The organism is Acinetobacter sp. YH12226 (assembly GCF_013417805.1).
In the GTDB taxonomy this organism is placed as follows: Bacteria; Pseudomonadota; Gammaproteobacteria; order Pseudomonadales; family Moraxellaceae; genus Acinetobacter.
In genome coordinates this window covers 149,355-167,601 of record NZ_VPDG01000007.1, presented here as the reverse complement: position 1 = coordinate 167,601, position 18,247 = coordinate 149,355, and the positions used below count along the sequence as shown (strand labels likewise).

At 44.8% G+C, this 18,247-nt stretch carries 18 protein-coding genes and 1 rRNA gene; 4 read left to right on the top strand and 15 right to left on the bottom strand.

The annotated features are described in order from the left end of the window. Positions 1–3 precede the first annotated feature (3 nt). From rrf to FTV08_RS09525, 3 genes are all read left to right on the top strand, one after another. A 5S ribosomal RNA gene (rrf, locus tag FTV08_RS09535) occupies positions 4–118 on the top strand. 191 nt (positions 119–309) lie between these two features. Continuing rightward, a complete protein-coding gene (locus FTV08_RS09530) occupies positions 310–1,482 on the top strand; it encodes a PQQ-dependent sugar dehydrogenase (RefSeq protein WP_180087193.1) in 1,173 nt (390 codons plus the stop codon). Positions 1,483–1,942: 460 nt separating this feature from the next. Further along, positions 1,943–2,338, top strand: a complete 396-nt coding sequence (locus tag FTV08_RS09525) for a tautomerase family protein (RefSeq protein ID WP_085064418.1) — start codon at positions 1,943–1,945, stop codon at positions 2,336–2,338. Positions 2,339–2,608: 270 nt separating this feature from the next. Here FTV08_RS09525 and FTV08_RS09520 read toward each other — a convergent pair whose 3' ends face one another. From FTV08_RS09520 to ribF, 5 genes are all read right to left on the bottom strand, one after another. After that, a complete protein-coding gene (locus FTV08_RS09520; RefSeq protein ID WP_004281216.1) occupies positions 2,609–3,151 on the bottom strand; it encodes an NADPH-dependent FMN reductase in 543 nt (180 codons plus the stop codon). 136 nt (positions 3,152–3,287) lie between these two features. Then, positions 3,288–3,770 carry a peptidylprolyl isomerase gene (locus FTV08_RS09515; RefSeq protein WP_180087192.1) on the bottom strand — a complete coding sequence of 161 codons (483 nt, stop codon included), beginning with the start codon at positions 3,768–3,770 and terminating at the stop codon, positions 3,288–3,290. Next, positions 3,763–4,302 carry a signal peptidase II gene (gene lspA / locus FTV08_RS09510; RefSeq protein WP_004281218.1) on the bottom strand — a complete coding sequence of 180 codons (540 nt, stop codon included), beginning with the start codon at positions 4,300–4,302 and terminating at the stop codon, positions 3,763–3,765. Before lspA ends, FTV08_RS09515 begins: the two co-directional genes overlap by 8 nt. Beyond that, the gene (gene ileS / locus FTV08_RS09505) at positions 4,295–7,141 is read right to left on the bottom strand and encodes an isoleucine--tRNA ligase (RefSeq protein WP_180087191.1); all 2,847 of its coding nucleotides are present in this window, start codon (positions 7,139–7,141) and stop codon (positions 4,295–4,297) included. The genes lspA and ileS overlap by 8 nt, the downstream gene beginning before the upstream one ends. Before the next feature lie 64 nt (positions 7,142–7,205). Next, positions 7,206–8,207, bottom strand: a complete 1,002-nt coding sequence (gene ribF / locus FTV08_RS09500; RefSeq protein ID WP_180087190.1) for a bifunctional riboflavin kinase/FAD synthetase — start codon at positions 8,205–8,207, stop codon at positions 7,206–7,208. A gap of 231 nt (positions 8,208–8,438) precedes the next feature. On the opposite strand from ribF, the gene FTV08_RS09495 reads away from it, so the two are divergent. Continuing rightward, positions 8,439–9,002, top strand: a complete 564-nt coding sequence (locus FTV08_RS09495) for a 5'-nucleosidase (RefSeq protein WP_180087189.1) — start codon at positions 8,439–8,441, stop codon at positions 9,000–9,002. Positions 9,003–9,068: 66 nt separating this feature from the next. Here FTV08_RS09495 and FTV08_RS09490 read toward each other — a convergent pair whose 3' ends face one another. The 10 genes from FTV08_RS09490 to FTV08_RS09445 form a co-directional block, all read right to left on the bottom strand. Next, positions 9,069–9,689 (bottom strand): TetR family transcriptional regulator C-terminal domain-containing protein, encoded by a 621-nt coding sequence (locus tag FTV08_RS09490; RefSeq protein ID WP_004281222.1) that lies wholly within the window; start codon positions 9,687–9,689, stop codon positions 9,069–9,071. 323 nt (positions 9,690–10,012) lie between these two features. Then, entirely contained in the window at positions 10,013–10,819 is an 807-nt protein-coding gene (locus FTV08_RS09485; protein ID WP_180087188.1) for an ABC transporter ATP-binding protein, read from the bottom strand. 21 nt (positions 10,820–10,840) lie between these two features. Then, positions 10,841–11,656 carry an aliphatic sulfonate ABC transporter permease SsuC gene (gene ssuC / locus FTV08_RS09480; RefSeq protein WP_180087187.1) on the bottom strand — a complete coding sequence of 272 codons (816 nt, stop codon included), beginning with the start codon at positions 11,654–11,656 and terminating at the stop codon, positions 10,841–10,843. Next, complete coding sequence (gene ssuD, locus FTV08_RS09475) at positions 11,656–12,831, bottom strand: FMNH2-dependent alkanesulfonate monooxygenase (protein WP_004647160.1); 1,176 nt, start codon at positions 12,829–12,831, stop codon at positions 11,656–11,658. The genes ssuC and ssuD overlap by 1 nt, the downstream gene beginning before the upstream one ends. A 36-nt stretch (positions 12,832–12,867) precedes the next feature. Beyond that, a complete protein-coding gene (locus FTV08_RS09470) occupies positions 12,868–13,863 on the bottom strand; it encodes an aliphatic sulfonate ABC transporter substrate-binding protein (protein WP_180087186.1) in 996 nt (331 codons plus the stop codon). A gap of 24 nt (positions 13,864–13,887) precedes the next feature. Further along, entirely contained in the window at positions 13,888–14,844 is a 957-nt protein-coding gene (locus FTV08_RS09465) for a sulfonate ABC transporter substrate-binding protein (protein ID WP_004281227.1), read from the bottom strand. Between the two features lie 333 nt (positions 14,845–15,177). After that, the gene (gene argA, locus FTV08_RS09460; RefSeq protein ID WP_004729045.1) at positions 15,178–16,521 is read right to left on the bottom strand and encodes an amino-acid N-acetyltransferase; all 1,344 of its coding nucleotides are present in this window, start codon (positions 16,519–16,521) and stop codon (positions 15,178–15,180) included. A gap of 132 nt (positions 16,522–16,653) precedes the next feature. Beyond that, positions 16,654–17,040: an RcnB family protein gene (locus FTV08_RS09455; protein WP_005261495.1), complete on the bottom strand. Its 387-nt coding sequence runs from the start codon at positions 17,038–17,040 to the stop codon at positions 16,654–16,656. A 242-nt stretch (positions 17,041–17,282) separates the two neighbouring features. After that, complete coding sequence (locus FTV08_RS09450) at positions 17,283–17,669, bottom strand: RcnB family protein (protein WP_004281230.1); 387 nt, start codon at positions 17,667–17,669, stop codon at positions 17,283–17,285. 315 nt (positions 17,670–17,984) lie between these two features. Next, positions 17,985–18,140 (bottom strand): hypothetical protein, encoded by a 156-nt coding sequence (locus FTV08_RS09445; protein WP_004281231.1) that lies wholly within the window; start codon positions 18,138–18,140, stop codon positions 17,985–17,987. Between the last annotated feature and the right edge of the window lie 107 nt (positions 18,141–18,247).

The window sequence follows — 18,247 nt, the reverse complement described above, 5'->3', positions numbered from 1 at the left end:
TGTGCTGGCGACCATAGCAAGAGTGAACCACCTGATCCCTTCCCGAACTCAGAAGTGAAACCTCTTAGCGCTGATGGTAGTGTGGGGTTACCCATGTGAGAGTAAGTCATCGCCAGCTCATTATTCCAAAATCCCCCTCCGCCAAGGCAGAGGGGGATTTTTTTATGTGCAAAAATTATAAATAAAACTTCAAAATTAACTCGTTTTATAGTTTTTAAAATGTATCTATTTACCTTTCTCTGCTGAATTTACATTATAAATTCTGTATCTTGATGTTAATTTGAACAATAAATCAGTATGGAGAAGATAATGTTGTCGCAATTTAAAATAAAAATTCTACTCAGTTGTTGTGCTTTAGCATTTACTGCCTGTCATGCAGAGAATTCATCTTCTAGAAGTAGTCAAGAGGTATCTACATCAGCTGCCAAATCGGATGCAGTCTCTTCTAACTTGCAAAAATATAAGGTTGAACAGGTTGCTCAATTTAATGAGCCGTGGGCGATTACTACTTTAAAGGATGGCCGACTATTAATTACTGAGCGCAAAGGAAAATTGCAGCTCTTTGATCCAAAAACCAAGAAAAAAATTGAAGTTAAAGGCATACCTCAAGTCGCATATGGAGGCCAGGGTGGCTTAGGCGAAGTTGCTTTACATCCCGATTTTGCAAAGAATCGGTGGGTATATCTGAGCTATGCTGAACAAGGCCAAGGCGGATATGGTGCAGTGGTGATCCGGGGTAAATTAAACTTAAATCAAGCCACTCCTCAACTCACACAAATTGAACGGATCTGGACGCAAGTGCCGAAATTTTCAGGCCAGGGACATTATGCCCATCGGATTGTATTCGGGTCGGATGGTAAGTTATGGATCAGTTCAGGAGAACGTCAGCAATTCAACCCTGCACAGGATATGCAATCCAACGCCGGTAAAATTATTCGCCTGAATGATGATGGCTCAATCCCTGCCGATAATCCGTTTATGAATCAGGGTAAAATTGCCCAGCAGGTCTGGAGTCTTGGACATCGTAATCCTCTAGGCATGGCTTTTGATCCGAAAGGGCAGCTTTGGGTGATCGAAATGGGACCAAAAGGCGGCGATGAACTGAACAAGATTGTCAAAGCTAAAAATTATGGTTATCCGTTAGTGTCCAATGGCGATCATTATGATGGCAAGCCGATTCCTGACCACAGTACCCGACCTGAATTTGAGGCCCCGGCACTGGATTGGACTCCGGTAATTTCTCCTTCAGATTTAATGTTTTATACGGCTAATGTCTTCCCGAAATGGAAAAATAAAGCGATTGCGACCGGTCTGTCTTCCAAGGCGATTGTGATTGTGGATACGACCCAGACTCCAGTGAAAGAAGTCCAGCGTCTGGATATGAAGGAGCGGACTCGCGGGGTTGCTCAGGCACAGGATGGTTCACTGTGGGTGATTCAAGATGGTTCGCAAGCCGGTTTGTTAAAAATGACAGCACCTTAATCCTCTGCTTTTAGGATGCTTATCTAAATATGAAATATTGAATAAGCTGACCATCTGAATAAAAATCTTTTTAAGCTGATGCTGGCATGAAAGAAAAAGGCCTCTACATCCTGTGAAGGCCTTTTCATATTCTGTTAAAGGTATAATGTCTGTTATACCGATCAGCATCCTGCTACGTGAATTTTTTTATTTTTCTTACAAGACTTCCTGTCTTGGTATGATCTGAATATAGCCTGAAGCGATACAACGCAATAGGGCAGTTTAACTGCATGGATTGTAGGTCAAAGCCGACAGCCGAATTTTAAAAGATAATTTTAAAAATACTGTTTCAAAATGATCATCTGACCAAATCATAAACTGCGGTGATGATTTTGCTGTATGTTAGCGAGAGAAAACTCTTTTGATATGCATCAACTGATATAAATAAAAACGTCGATAAAATAATAAAAAGGAAACTCCTATGCCCATGATTCAAATTGAAGTTCGCCAACAATATCCTCAAGCAGTTGAGGAACAATTGCTTAACAGCGTATTTCATTGTGTGAAAACTGCCTTTCAGCTGCCTGAATATGATCGTAATATTCGTCTGGTCGTGCATGAAGCGCATCGTTTTCAGTATATGAGCCATTTAGCTCAGCCTGAATATTTTACCTTGATCAGTATTGACTGTTTTGCTGGCCGCAGTCTGGAGACCAAGCGCAATTTGTATCAGCAGATGGTCAAAAGTCTCGGGGAAATCGGTATTCCTGCAGATCATATTCTGATTCATCTGAGAGAAAGTGCATTGGAAAATTGGGGAATTCGAGGAGGGCAAGCCGCCTGTGATGTTGATCTCGGGTTTAAGGTGAATGTCTGATGCATCCCGATCAGTATTCAAGTTAAATCTAAAGTTTAAAAACAGAAAAGCCTCAACATCCTGTCGAGGCTTTTCTGGATTTGCTTCTCAGATCTGACTCCTGTCTAATCTGTCAACGTCCTGTTGATTGGCGCTTTTTATTGTTGTCGTATCGCTTAGCAGACTTCCTGTCTGTTTATGTAATGACTATAGCCTCGCATAAAACGACCGCATAGCGGCTAAACTCTGCGCTGCATGTAGGCTAAAACGTACAGGGCTGTCGTCCAGTCATTAAGCACTGACATATTGAATCAGTCTATCCACCACAGCTTTTAAGTTTTTATTATCAAATTCATTGCCTTGGAAGGAATAATCTTTGTTGCGTGCAAAGATGTCACGGATTTCAATCACGGCATTGGTATCTACCAGTCCAAGTTGAGTGCCGACTTGACGAATCTGGTCAATCGAACGTGAGCCATTGGTCGCGCCATAACCAATATAAGCTGCCGGTTTGCCTTGCCATTCCTTGCCGAGATAGTCCAGGGCATTTTTCAGGGCAGGGCTATAGCCATGATTGTATTCAGGTGTGACAAAAATAAAGGCATCGCCGAGTGCAATCTTGTCGGCCCAGTCTTGCTGTTTGGGCTGATCATAAATCCCGGTCAATGGCGGATGAGCACCAGAAAACAGCGGAAGATCCCATTCTTTTAGATCGACAATTTCAGTTTCTAAAGTGCTAAAGGCATAACTTTTAATTTCCTGCAGTACCCAGTGCGCCACTTTAATCGCAGTACGTCCCTCACGCACACTCCCAACCACAATATAAATTTTCATGTTTCATCCTTTCTTCGGGTCTGATCATCAAATTAAATTAATCAGATTTCAGGAAGGTGACTAGAGATGATTTGTATCCGGAATATAAAAAAGCTCCCGAAGGAGCTTTTTTAAAATCAGTTAATTAGCTGATGTCTTACATCAGTTTAATGCCTTGCTGACCCGCAGGTGTCACTTTGAAGATTTCCACTTCAAAGGTGATGTTTTTGCCTGCCAATGGATGGTTAAAGTCCACTTCAGTGATGTCATCATTCACCGATCTCACCACGCCATACAGGGTGGCTTTGGCTTTGTCTTCAAACTCGATCATGTGACCTTCGATTGGACGTTCTCTGAACTTCACCGTATCAAATTTCTGGATGTTTTCTGGATTCCAGGGACCAAAAGCATCTTCTGGAGGCAGGCTCACCGTACGACGGTCACCGGCACGTAAACCAAACAGTGCTTTTTCAAAACCAGGCAGTAAATTGCCATCGCCAATCACCAGGCTGACCGGTTCTTCACGGCTACGGGTATTGTCAATTTCTACGCCATTTTCGATTGCGACAGAAAAGTGCAGCTCGACTTTAGAACCGTCTGCAACCCGGGTTTCTTCGTTAGGATGAATAAAATCAGTCATGTTGTGCTTGCGCCCGTTGAATTCGATGTTTTTCTAAGAAAAAGGTATCAATCAGCATCAGAATAGTGCCTACAGTAATAGCACTATCTGCGATATTGAACGCAGGGAAGTGGCTGTTCTGGTAATACACATGAATAAAATCGACTACATAGCCGAGGCTGACCCGGTCAATTAAATTACCGATGGCACCACCCAGAATCAGGGCAATCGCCAGCGGTAAAATTTTCATGTCTTTTGGCATACGCATCAGCCAAAACACGAAGATTACAGACACTAAACCTGCCAGTGAAGTAAAGAAATAGCGTTGCCAACCACCAGCATCGGACAGAAAACTAAAGGCAGCGCCATAGTTATGTAGCAGTGTCCAATTTAAAAAGGGCAGCACAGGAACAGGATCTGCATAGTTCAGATTTGTCACTGCAATCCATTTGGTCCATTGATCCAGAATGATCGCCAGAATGGCCAGTCCAACCCACCATAAATTATGTGGATAGAACTGGAATAAGCCCTTTTTGGTGTGGGTATTAGGCATATTTTCTCTCTTCGCCTTGGCCTGTAGGAAGGTTGATAATACAACGACCGCATAGACCAGGATGTGCAGAATGTGTATTTACATCTGGTAATACATGCCAGCAACGTACGCATTTTTCGCCATCCGCTGCAGACACTTTCACATTCAAGCCTTCAAGATCAGATGCTTCACCTTGTGCTGCATCAAATGCATTCACGATCACTTGTGATGTGATCAGGACGAAACGAAGCTCATCACTTAACTTATCTAGCACTGCTTTTAATTCAGCATTTGCCCAAAGTTCAACTTTGGCAGACAAGTTAGAACCGACAGTTTTAGCGGTACGTGCAGTTTCAATGAATTTATTTACTGCAGATTTCACAGCAATGAGCGTTTGCCATTCAGCTTCAGATACTACATTTGCAGTTGAAGCCACAGGAATATCATACCATTCAGCCGTGAACACATATTTCTCTGATTGCTCAGGGATGAGCGGCCAAGCTTCTTGTGCAGTGAAGCTCAGGATTGGTGACATCCAACGCACGAATGCTTGTACCAAGTGATACAACGCAGTTTGTGCAGAATGACGTGCTTGCGAATCCGCTTTCGTGGTGTATTGACGGTCTTTGATGATGTCTAAGTAGAAACCACCCAGGTCGTTGATACAGAAGTTCGTCAAACCAGTCGTTACGATATGGAAGTTCATATCTTCGTATGCTTTCTTAATGGTTTCTTGCACTTCAGATGCACGTTGCAGAATGTATTGATCCAGCGCGATCAATTGATCTACAGGAAGCGCATCTGTTGATGGTTTGAAGCCATTCAGGTTAGCAAGCAAGAAACGAAGCGTGTTACGGATACGACGATAACCGTCAGAGGCACGGCTAAAGATTTCTTTACCAGCGGTCATTTCATAACGGTAATCCGCAGAGGCGATCCAGAAACGTAAACCATCCGCACCCATATCTTTAATGATGTCTTGCGGCGTGATCACGTTACCGATCGACTTGGACATCTTGCGGCCTTTTTCATCCACGACGAAACCGTGAGTCAATAGACCTTTATATGGCGCACGTTCGTTAATCGCAATCGAGGTCAATAACGACGACTGGAACCAGCCACGGTGCTGGTCTGAACCTTCAAGGTACAAATCAGCAGGATCAGTCAGTTCTTCACGTTCACGCAGTACCGCATAGTGCGTTGTACCAGAGTCAAACCAGACATCTAATGTGTCACGAACTGCGTTGTATTGTTCAGCATCCGCACCGATAAACTCAGAGGCATCACGGTTATACCAGCCATCAATGCCTTCTTGCTCGATCAGCTTAGCCACTTCTTCAATCAGTTCAGGCGTACGTGGGTGCAATTCATTGGTGTCTTTGTGTACGAAGAACGGAATTGGCACACCCCAAGTACGTTGACGTGAAATACACCAGTCCGGACGACCTTCAATCATCGCCTGGATACGGTTTTTACCCCAGTCCGGTACAAAGCTGATATCGTTTTCAATCGCATTCAGTGCATTTTGACGCAGACCTTTGGCATCCATGCTGATAAACCATTGTGGTGTCGCACGGAAGATAATCGGGGTTTTATGGCGCCAGCAATGCGGGTAGCTATGCTTGATCACTACATGTGCCCAAAGCTTGGTTGCTTCAGTTAATGCTGCAATAATTTTTGGATTGGCTTTGTAGATGTGCTCGCCCGGGAAGATTGGCGACGTTGGTAAATACACACCATTACCACCGACTGGGTTTTCAACTTTCAAGTTATACTGTAAGCCAACTTTATAGTCGTCCACACCGTGACCCGGTGCAGTATGTACAGCACCTGTACCGCTAGCATCGGTGACGTGTTCACCCAAGATCACTGGCACTTGGCGCTCAGCAATTAAAGGATGTTGAAGAACTAAATTCTCAAGTTTTGCACCTGTGAATTCAGCAAGCACTTCAAATGCAGTAAAGCCATAACGCTGAGTTGCAGACTCAACCAATGATTTCGCAAGGATGAAGTTTTGTGATGCTTTATCTTCGGCTGTTGCTTTTACCAGTTGGTATTCAAGTTCAGCGTGTAATGCAACCGCTTGGTTGGCAGGCATGGTCCAAGGCGTTGTTGTCCAAATCACGATATCCGTACGATCAGCGATTTCTACGCCGACACGTGCAGATAAATCAGCAAGGTCTACAACCGTGAAACCGACGTCAATTGCGTCAGATTTTTTATCTTCGTATTCAACTTCAGCTTCAGCGAGTGATGAACCACAGTCTAAACACCAGTTGACTGGTTTCAGACCTGGCTCGATATGACCTGCTTTCGCGATTGCACCCAATGAACGTACGATGTCAGCTTCTTGTTTGAAGTTCATCGTTAAGTAAGGATTGTCCCAATCCCCGAATACGCCCATACGTACGAAGTCTTTCTTTTGAAGCTCAACTTGGGTGTAGGCATATTCACGGCAGGCTTTACGGAAGGTAGATGCATCCACTTTTACGCCGACTTTACCGACTTTTTCTTCGACTTTGAGTTCGATTGGCAAACCGTGACAGTCCCAGCCCGGTACATACGGTGCATCAAAGCCATCCATGACACGGCTTTTGATAATGATGTCTTTGAGTACTTTGTTGACCGCATGACCCAAATGAATTTGACCATTGGCATAAGGAGGGCCGTCATGAAGCACGTATTTTTTCTTGCCAATACGCGATTCACGAATCTGCTGATAAATGTTGTCGGCATACCACTCTTCTAACCATTTCGCTTCACGTACTGCCAAATTTGCTTTCATTGCAAAGTCAGTACCTGGGAGGTTTAGCGTGGCTTTATAGTCCACTGCATTTTCAGGAGTTTGCTTATCGCTCATGCAAGTCATCTTCCAATCTAATCAGTTATGTCACTGACACGTTTTACAATAAAAATATGGGATATTAAAAGGGAAATGTGGGGTGATTTCGACGAAACTCAAGCAGTTTCTCGACATCATCATCAATTCCGGCTTTTAGCGCTTCAAGCGAAGGATAGTCCTTTTCGCCATGTAAATAGTTTAAGAACGTCACCCGCATCAACAGGCCATACAGATTAGCAGAAACATCTGGAAAATGTACTTCTAATCGCCACTCTGGGTGTGCTTGTTTGATGGCTGGACGTGTGCCGACATGACCTGCCCCAAACAGGGCAGTCGGGTCATAACCCGCAATACCGGTTTGCGTTGCAGAGTCGGCTTTTACTTTGTCTTTTAAGGATTGGGTTTCACAAATGACTTCCACCCCATAAATTCCTTTGAGGCAGGGCTTATGACGGTTGAGCCGTACATTAATAGTAGGAAAATCAATGGTTCGACCAATCTGATCACCGTATTGCACCCGCCCGGTAATGCTATAGGGACGCCCCAGCAATTGTGCGGCCAAGGCTAAATCACCGGCTTGCAAGGTCTGGCGAATCCGGGTGGAACTAACCCGTTCACCATCTAGCGCAATGGTATTTAAATTGGTCACTTCAAAGCCGTAATTGCGCAGGAATTCGCTGTTACCCTGGCGGTTTTTACCAAAGTGAAAATCATCGCCCAAGACCAGATGCCGGGCATTCAGTTTTTCTTTTAAAATGTCGGCAAAGGCTTCTGCAGTCAGGCTGCGGAAAGTATGGTCAAATTTCGCCACCGCGATATAGTCCACACCCAGCTCAGTCAGATATTCAACTTTTTCACGCAATGATGAAATACGCGGTGGAGCATCATAACCCTGAAAGTATTCAAGTGGTTGCGGCTCGAAAATCATCACTACAGATTTTAAACCCTGTGCTTTGGCCACCTGTTGCAGCTGACGGATCATCGCCTGATGGCCTAAATGCACGCCGTCAAAATTACCGATGGTCACGGCAGTTTTGGGTAATTCAGAATGAGAGGCTAAAGCATTTAGACGGAGCAGCTGCATGGGCAAATCAAGTGCTTAGAAATATCGAGAGGCTATATATTGCCATAATCTCGCGCTTTCGTCTTGCTGTTGTGTTTTTATGCAATATTTTTCTTGAAAATTCATCTTCCTTGGAATTGAGTCGGCTGGTTTTTCTACGCACTAAGTATGTTTGATCAGAGCACTGGTGCTTTTCATTCAGCCGGTTTTGTTTTCTAATGTCAGGGTTTTTCTTGATATCAGGTGTTTCGAATGTCCGATCTGGCACTCATCATGGCTCTACCCAATGAATCCAAAGGCTTGTTTGAAGCAGAAGGCATTCAGGTGCATTACAGCGGGATTGGTAAAGTCAACGCGGCCTTTAAAGCCTTTGAGGTGATTCAGAACACCGGTTGCAGTACCTTATTGAATTTGGGCAGCGCGGGAAGTTCGCATTTTAATGCGCATGAACTGGTCGAAGTCACGCAATTTGTACAGCGTGATATGGATGTGTCGCCCCTTGGCTTTGAGATCGGCATGACCCCGATGGATCAGCATTTCCCGGGTGCCATTGAGCTGGATTCTTTCTTTGACCATTTGCCGAAAGGAATTTGTGGGACAGGCGACAGCTTTGAAACCGGTATTTCAAAAGTGGCGTGTAATTTGGTCGATATGGAAGGCTATGCCTTGGCAAAAGTCTGTAAAAAGCTGGGCGTTCGGCTGATTTCAGTGAAATACATTAGTGATGGAGCCAATGAGACTGCGCATCTGGATTGGGAAGAAAATCTGTTATTGGGTGCGAAAAAATTATTAGATTTATATCAAATGGTAAAATAAATAGGAAAGTTAAGTTTGCTCGGCGACCATAGCAGCTATGGTCGTGTGCCAATCAGAAGCGCTTGCTTATTTATCCGTGCGTGGAATCACGCCGTATAACATCATGTGTACCGTATGCTGGATAATGCGTTGCTGCATGCTGCGGTTACGCAAAGTTTTACCCGTGACCATTTCCATTTGAGTGGCAAAGTCTGCATAGTTCTGGGTAATCGCCCAAATATTCAGAATCAGTAACTCAGGATCAATATCTGCAGAAATTTTGCCTTGCTCTTGCCAGTTGGAAATCACTTTGGCTTTACGCTTGACCAGTTTTTTCAGTGGACCTTTTAAAATTTCCAGAATATGCGGTGCACCTTGAATCACCTCCAAAGCAAATAAACGAGATGCTTTAGGCTGGGTACGCGACACTTCAATTTTTTGCATCAAATAATTGGTGATCGCTTCTTCAGGTTCAAGTTCAGCTTCCAGGGTTTGTAAAGGCGCCAGCCATTTTTGTAGAACGGTGGTTAATACCTCGACATACAGGGCTTCTTTATTTTCATAATAATAGAAAATATTCGACTTATGCATTTCTGCAATTTGTGCGATTTCATCCAGACTTGCCCCATTAAAACCATATAGGGAAAATACGTCTAGTGCAGCATTTAGCAGCTGATTGCGTTTTTGAGTACTCTTTTTTTGTTCCATTAGCAAATATAAAAAACAATGAAAAAGGGAATCCTCAATTGTACGGCAAATCATCAGATTTGTGCACACAGTCACAGGCTAATTTTTTGAATAATGATGATTTATTCTCTAGATCAATATTTAAAACAGGCTAAATGCATTTACACCAAGAGAAAAATTCAAGTTTCTGAAAATACTTCATTTATTCATTTTTTTTCTTCATCAATGCAAGAGAGGAATAATACTGAAATGAATCTGATGAAAATGTATTCTTATGGAGATAAAAGTATTTTTTATAAGAATAAGACCCAAAACCATGCCCGATTTTGGGTTGGATTGGGTATTCAGGTCGCTAAAACTGCCTGCAAGACCTGCTGTTCCAGTTCTGCAAATGTCACACTTTTTTGCCGGGGACGTGGCAAATTGACCTTAAATTCTTTGGCAATATGGCCTTTGTCCAGCAAGATAATCCGGTCTGCCAATTGCACTGCTTCACTGACATCATGCGTGACCAGAATGGCGGTAAAGCCTTGCTCGGTCCAGAGACGTTCAATCAGGTTCTGCATTTCCAGACGTGTCAGGGCATCCAGGGCGCCGAGTGGCTCATCCAGTAGCAGAATACGCGGCTGATGCGATAATGCCCGCGCCAAGGCGGTACGTTGCCGTTGTCCTCCAGAAAGCTGTGAAGGCCACAGTCCGGCTTTTTCTTTGAGTCCGACCTTTTCCAGCATTTGCGAGGCTTTGGCATGCTGCTCTTTGCCCAAGCCTAACTGTACATTCTGTTCGATGCTACGCCAAGGCAGCAGGCGTGGGTCCTGAAACATCACCCGGATATCATCGGCAGTAATGCCTTCACGGATATGCCGGGCTGATTTGAATTTGATTTCGCCGTAGCTTTGCTGTTCCAAGTCGGCAATCAGGCGCAATAAGGTACTTTTACCACAACCGCTGCGACCGACAATTGCCAGAAATTCACCAGGTTGGATATGCAGGTCCAGATCTTCCAGAACTTTGACCGAACCGTAAAACTTATGCAGCTGTTCAATGATAATTTCGGCACCGATCACTGCAGCAGGATTGATCTCTGCCGCAGGTTGGTCCAGTGGCACAATCGGGTCATTGGCATGACGCCCTAAACTGAGATCAGTCATCACATGCTCCTCATTTATTCTTTATTTTTGATAGCCGGCATGCCAGCGCAGCAGGAATCGCTCTAAGGCCACGGCCAGAACATCGGCCAGTTTGCCGAGCAGGGCATACAATAAAATACCTACCAGAACCACGTCAGTTTGCAAAAATTCACGTGCATTCATGGTCATATAACCAATACCAGACTGGGCGGAAATGGTTTCGGCCACGATTAACAATACCCAGACCAGACCTAGAGAAAAACGCAGTCCGACCAGAATTGACGGCATCGCACCCGGCAGAATAATTTCTTTATACAGTTGCCAGCGAGTTAAGCCATAGCTTTTGCCCATCTCGATCAATTGCGGATCGACGGAACGAATCCCATGATAGGTATTGATATAAATCGGGAAAAATACCCCAATCGCCACCAGAAACAATTTGGCAGATTCATCAATCCCGAACCATAAGATGACTAGGGGAATGAGTGCCAGTGCAGGAATATTGCGGATCATCTGCAAGGTGGTGTCGAGCAGGGTAGAGGCAGTTTTGGATGAACCATTTAACAGACCCAGCAATAGGCCCAAACCACCACCTACCAATAATCCGCTGATGGCACGTCCTGCACTGACTTGCACATGCGTCCACAGTTCACCGCTGAGCAATAAATTCCAGAAGGCTAAAACCACGGCACTCGGTGCAGGCAGAATCCGGCTTTCCAGCAGGCCTGTGCTAGAGGCAATTTGCCAAACTGCAATCAAGAAAATTGGAACCAGCCAGGGCAGCAGATGCTGCTCCAGAATTGTTCCACGTGAAACCTGCTTTGGGGTCAGGGTTTCAACGGAAACGACTTTTGACATTAAGCAGACTCCTTAATTTTCTCAGCCTGCTTGTTCTCGTCCGGTGTGTAGTTGTTCGCCACGATTTCACCAAATGGACCGGTCAAGTTTGGTTGAGTGAGTTTTTGCTGGGTTTCCAGTGGAAGTAAAGGGAATACCAGTTCTGCAAAACGGATGGATTCTTCCAGATGTGGATAGCCTGAGAAAATAAAGGTGCTGATCCCCAGATCGGCATATTCCTGGATACGTGCAGCGACAGTTTCCGGATCGCCGACCAGTGCCGTACCTGCACCACCACGAACCAGACCCACACCTGCCCAGAGGTTTGGAGAAACTTCGAGTTTGCTGCGATCGCCATTGTGCAGTTCTGCCATACGGCGCTGACCGACCGAGTCCATGGATTTGAACTTGGCTTGGGCTGCAGCGATAGTGGCATCATCCACATATTGAATCAGTTCTTCAGCCGCCGCCCAGGCCTGCTCATTGGTTTCGCGTACGATCACGTGTAAACGGATCCCGTAATTCAGTTCACGACCTTTAGCTGCAGCCTTGGCTTTTACCACTGCAATTTTTTCTTTGACTGCTGCCGGTGGCTCGCCCCAGGTCAAGTAAGTATCGACCTGATCCGTGGCCAGCTCAATGGCATCATCCGATGAGCCACCAAACCATAAAGGCGGATGCGGCTGCTGAATGGGTGGATACAGCAATTTTGCATCATCGACACTTAAGCGTTCGCCATGGAAACTAAAGCTTTCACCGGTATGTGAGCGTTTTAAAATTTCACGCCAGATGGTGGTGTATTCGGTCGCCGTTTTATAACGGGTTGTGTGATCTTCATAGACGCCATCACCTTTTAGCTCCTGCTCGTCACCGCCAGTCACCAGATTCAGCAGTACTCGGCCATTAGACAAGCGGTCAAAGGTCGCGGCCATACGTGCAGCCAGTGCCGGCGTGGTCACGCCTGGACGCAATGCCACCAGGAATTTTAATTTTTTGGTCGCATCAATCAGGCTGGCTGCAGTTAACCATGGATCTTCACAAGAACGGCCAGTCGGAATCAGGACACCTTCATAACCAAGATTATCCACGGCAACGGCAATCTGCTTCATGTAGGCATGATCTACAACACGTGCGCCCTTGCTGGTGCCTAAGTAACGACTGTCGCCATGAGTGGGGATAAACCAGAAAATTTTCATGTAATATTCCTTAAATTAAATGATCTTGTTTGCTCATCAATGTGTGGCCGCTGGCGACCAGATCTGTTGCTGGACGCTGATGGTTTTGGGAATCAGTTGAACCTGCTGGAAGAGATCGGCAATATTCTGTTGAGCTTTGATCACTTCCGTCGTTAATGGTTGTACCGGCGAAGGTTTAAGACGACGCTCAAATGCAATCTTCGCTACATCCGTTTTCAGACCGGTACTTTTCTGATAAATATCTAGAGCTACAGCCTGGTTTTTAAGAATCCACTGGTCAGATGCATTTAAAGCCTGGATAAACTTCCCGGGGCTATCCGGATGCTTCTGAATAAATTCGGGATTGCCGATATAAAAGGAGTAGGTTTGTGGAAAGTCACTAGATTCAATCAGCACCTTAACCTTGCTGTCGAACTCGGCTGCACCCAGGAAGGGATCCCAGATTGCCCAGGCATCAATGGCTTTTTTGTCAAAAGCAGCACGTGCATCCGCAGGGGGAAGCCAGACGGCTTGAATCTCTGACCAGCTTAATCCGGCTTTTTCCAGGGTTTTGGCCAGAAGTTCATGGGCACTTGAACCTTTCTGCACCGCGATCCGTTTTCCTTTCAATTGTTGAATATTTTGAATGGCACTGTCTTTCGGCACGACCACGGCCAAAGAATTTCCCGCCACTTTTTCAAAGGCCACGTAGCTCAGGGCTTTGTCTGCCGCCTGTGCAAAAATAGGCGGAGTATTTCCCACATAGCCATAATCCACTGCACCGACTGCTAAGGCTTCCAGCATTTGTGGGCCTGCCGGAAACTCTTTCCATTCAATTTTGGCATTGGGAAATTGTTGTTCTAACAGCTTTTCATCACGTGCCACCAGCAGATTTAAGGCTGATTTCTGAAAGCCAATCGCAATGGTTTTAACTTGTTGCGCTGACGTGGTTTCTGCGGCAGCCGTTTGCTGTGGTTCCTGTTTCTGGCAGCCAGTCAGACTAAAGCTCAATAGCGCTAAGCTGATATAAGAAACTGTTTTTATATGACTCATCTTTATTCTCGAATTATTCTGCTGTTATTTAATAATTGCTGCATCAATATTCAGCTTTTGTGGAATCAGCTGCTGCGCATAAAACGCATCGGCGACCTGTTGCTGTTTTTGAATCACGTCAGTCGTGAGGGGTTTAACACCGAAGCCCATGCGTGAAATAGAGGTTTTTAAGACATCGACGGCTAGACCTGTCGGTTTTTGCAGGAGCTGAGCGGCAGCGTCCTGATTTTTTGCGACCCAGTCCGTGGTCAGGTTTAGTTCATTGACAACCGCCTGTACCACCTGAGGATGGCTTTCTGCGAACTTGCGATCTGCCAGATAGAATTGGTGGTTGCTCACCACATTTTCACCGCTGGCAATGACACGCGCACCAATCTGATGTTCAGCAGCTGCAAAGAACGGATCCCAGATGACCCAGGCATCAACTGCACCACGTTCAAATGCAGCACGTGCATCGGAAGGTGGTAGATAAATCACTTCAATATCACCGAGTGTCAGCTTGTTGGCTTCCAGAACTTTTAACAGCAGGTAATGCACATTTGAACCTTTGTTCAGGGCTACCCGTTTGCCTTTCAGATCTTGAATAGACTGAATCGGCGAATCTTTCGGTACAATTAAGGCTTCTGCCTTAGGCGCTTGCGGCTGATTGGCCACATAGACCAGATTTGAGTTGGCCGCCTGGGCAAAAATTGGCGGTGCTTCACCGGCTTCACCAAAAGAGACGCTGCCAACATTCAGGCCCTCAAGCAGTTGTGGGCCGGCCGGAAATTCTACCCATTTCACATTGACCCCTTGCTGTTTTAAGCTGGTTTCCAGCGTGCCGCGTTCTTTTAAAATAGGTAATATGCCGTATTTTTGGAAACCGATATTCAGGGTAATGGTCTCTTCTTTTTTCGAGCAGCCTGAAAGCATCATGACACCAGCCATCGCGGTACCGAGTACCGCAGTCTTTGTTAAAAACTGAACATGAGATTGGCGCATGAATCAAAACTCCCGAAAGTGAAAAGCTAGTGAATGAAAACTTAGACACACGCTAATCGTTTTTGTTTTTCTAAAAAAATAACTATTCAGGAATTTCTAATGAAGAAAAAAGATAAATAAAAAAGCGCAAAACTTATGCAGAAAAGTGATTTATATAAAAATGAAGATTTAACATTTAAATTAATCAAACCTATGAAATTTATAGTTATTTTTTTAAATCTAATCTATTGATATGTTTAGCCAAAAACGAGTAATAGAATTTTAAAATTTAAAGCGAGATTGCCAGATATCTTTATCTAAAATTAAGCTAAAGCACTGAAAGAAAAAGCCACTTTAAAGTGACTTTTTGCAAACAATTGAATTACGTTGATAATTGTAAAATGCCTGACGGGCATCCGGCAGGTCATCGACTGAAGCCGGTTCAAAGCCTTGTTCCAGAAACCAGTGCGCGGTGCGGGTAGTTAAAATAAACAGTTGCTGAATCTGCATGCTTTTGGCTTTTTCTTCTAGATAATGCAGGATCTGGCTACCCCGATTAGACTTGCGATAACTGGGATGTACCGCAACACAGGCAATTTCTGCAGAACGCAATTCATCCCCTGTCGTCGGAATCGGGTAGAGGGCGGCACAGGCCAGAATCATGCCGTCCCGTTCGATTACGGCAAACTGGTTGATTTCATTTTCTAGGCGTTCACGCGAACGATAGACCAGAATGCCTTCTTCTTCCAGTGGACGCAGCAAACCGATCAGGCCACCGACATCCTGAATATCGGCCATCCGCACTTCTTCATAATGCGCGTCGGTGACCAGAGTTCCGGAACCATCCCGGGTGAACAGCTCTTCCAGCAGGGCACCATCATAGGCATAAGAAATCAGATGCACCCGATGTACGCCGTTCATTGAGGCTTCCTGTGCGGCTTTCAATTGTAGTCCTCTTTCAAGCGCATCTTGTTCGACCGGAATAAAATCATCCAGTTGTTGCGGTGTCACTTCGCGTTTGAGTTGGCCGTTACTGTCCATCAGACCATGCTGCTTACCGAGAAAAATCAGTTTATCTGCCTTAAGGCGAATCGCAGTTTTGGTAGCAACTTCTTCAGCCAGCAGATTAAAAACTTCTCCGGTAGTGGAATAACCGGTCGGGCCAAGCACCACAATATTATGACTGTCCAGATGGCGCTGAATCGCATCGGTATCAACCGCGCGCACTTCACCGGTCAACTGAAAATCGATACCATCGCGGATGCCATACGGCTTGGCGGTGACAAAATTCCCTGAAACGGTATCAATCCGGGCGCCATACATCGGCGAATTGGCCAGTCCCATAGACAGCAGTGCTTCAATTTGCAGACGGATTGAGCCAACGGCATTCATCACACAGCTTAAAGATTCACGCGTAGTCACCCGACGCTGTTGGTAAAAAGGCGTCGTAATCTGGCTTTGAGCCAGATTCTGGTTAATTTGCGGACGTGCACCATGTACCAGAATCAGCCGAATGCCCAAAGAATGTAATAAGGCAATATCGTGAATAATATGCTGAAAGTTATCATTTAAGACCGCTTCGCCATCAAACATGATTACAAAGGTTTTGTTGCGATGCGCATTGATATAAGGCGCAGAATGGCGAAACCAGTGCACATATTGCAAGGTTGTGCTTTGTGACGTTTCCGCTGAAGTCATGCTGTGCCCATTTCAATGATTGAAGATCCAGCTTTGATTCTAATGAAAAAAAATGCAAGTGGAAATGCAGATATAAAAAAACACCTGAAGGGGACTTCAGGTGTCTGCAAGACGAGCAGTAATGGAGAAAGCTTAGTTAATGATTCGTACAATTTTGTTGGTGCGTTCATTCACCAGAACGTAGTCATTGTTGACTTTGTACCATTGCTGGAAACGGCCGGTATTTGGTAAACGGCGTGCTTCGCGATCACTCACTTCAAAACGGTTGTTGTCATATTGGCGAGGTAAAGTTTGTCCTACGCGCCAGTCACGGCTTGGATTGACCATACGGTTGTTATGACGGCGGTCATCATTCCAGCGACGGTCGTCATTCCATTTCTTGCTGTCTTTGGCATTCCAGTGTGGCGCCGGTTTATGCGGATTATGGTCATAACGCGAGTCATGCTGTGGTGCTGCCATTGCAGAAGTAGCTAACAAAGCACTTAGAGATAACGCGATTGTAGTTAAGACTTTTTTCATGGCTCTCACCTTAAGATGTATATCTAATTTCGATGAGACTAAATTAGCGAACAAGTACATAGAAAGCGTGAGGGCTATTTAGTTAAATTGTTAAATTCATGAAGAAATTTAGTAGATGAATCACGCAGTTTGAAAACTGGAAAAGCCGCGAGATTTTGGGTTGAAAATTTTCAGCCAGTGAAATAAAAAAGCCCAAACATCGTTGGGCCTTAAAGAAGATTAAATTTGAATGCACTTATGAACTAGTCACCCACAATCCGGATAATGCTGTTGTTTTCAGAATCCACCAGAATATAGTCATTATTGACTTTGTACCATTGCTGCTTGCGGTCAGGTCGAGGCAGGCGATGGTCTTTATATTCAACTTTATAGCCATTGCCACGATAATGCTGCGGCATCACATAACCCGGCTGCCAGCGTAACTGTTGCAGGCGTTTCACCCCGCGTTCTTCACGCATACGGCGGTTATCCTGCTGATCTTCCTCTCGGAACTCACGGGCTTTCTTCTTGTCATGACCATGACGTGAATCCATACGGGATTCATCATTGAAATGAGGGGCAGCGATGACGACATTGCTCAGCATGAATGTACTGCAAGAAATTGCCAGTGCCACCAAAACCTTTTTCATGTTGAACCCTCATTAAATTGTTCATCTTCTACAGCACCTAATGTACGGAAAAATTGCAGAGAAACTGTGAAGAACAGGCACAATTTTTATAACAAATGCAGAGATATTATGATGATGTCATGTTTTTACATGACTATATGCGACGGCATCACTTCTATAAAGTAGCCTACCGAGCCATGTCCTTATCTCATCAAAGCAAGGGCCAACATGCAAGCGAAAATCGATGATTTAGCTCAAAAAAACAGCATTGAGTCAGCGAGAAAAAAGTTCATGATTTAATGAAACGACAAAGAATTTTGCCGGTTTAGTTTGAGATTAATTCCATTGCTCTGCCAAACCTTGTAAGGACTGAATCGCGTCAGCCACGGATTCAGCTTGTAGGGCGTCATCGAGTGCCACAATCAATGCTTCAGATAACTGCAACTGTTCAATCCGGTGAATTGTTTCAATTTTACGTTTTTGGTCAGCCATGCTGCGCTCCTGATTTGATCTATCTGTGATTCAAGAAAGCATAGTCCAATCAGTTTAATTTGGAAAACCGTATAATTTTATATATTTAATATGTAAATCCGATTTAT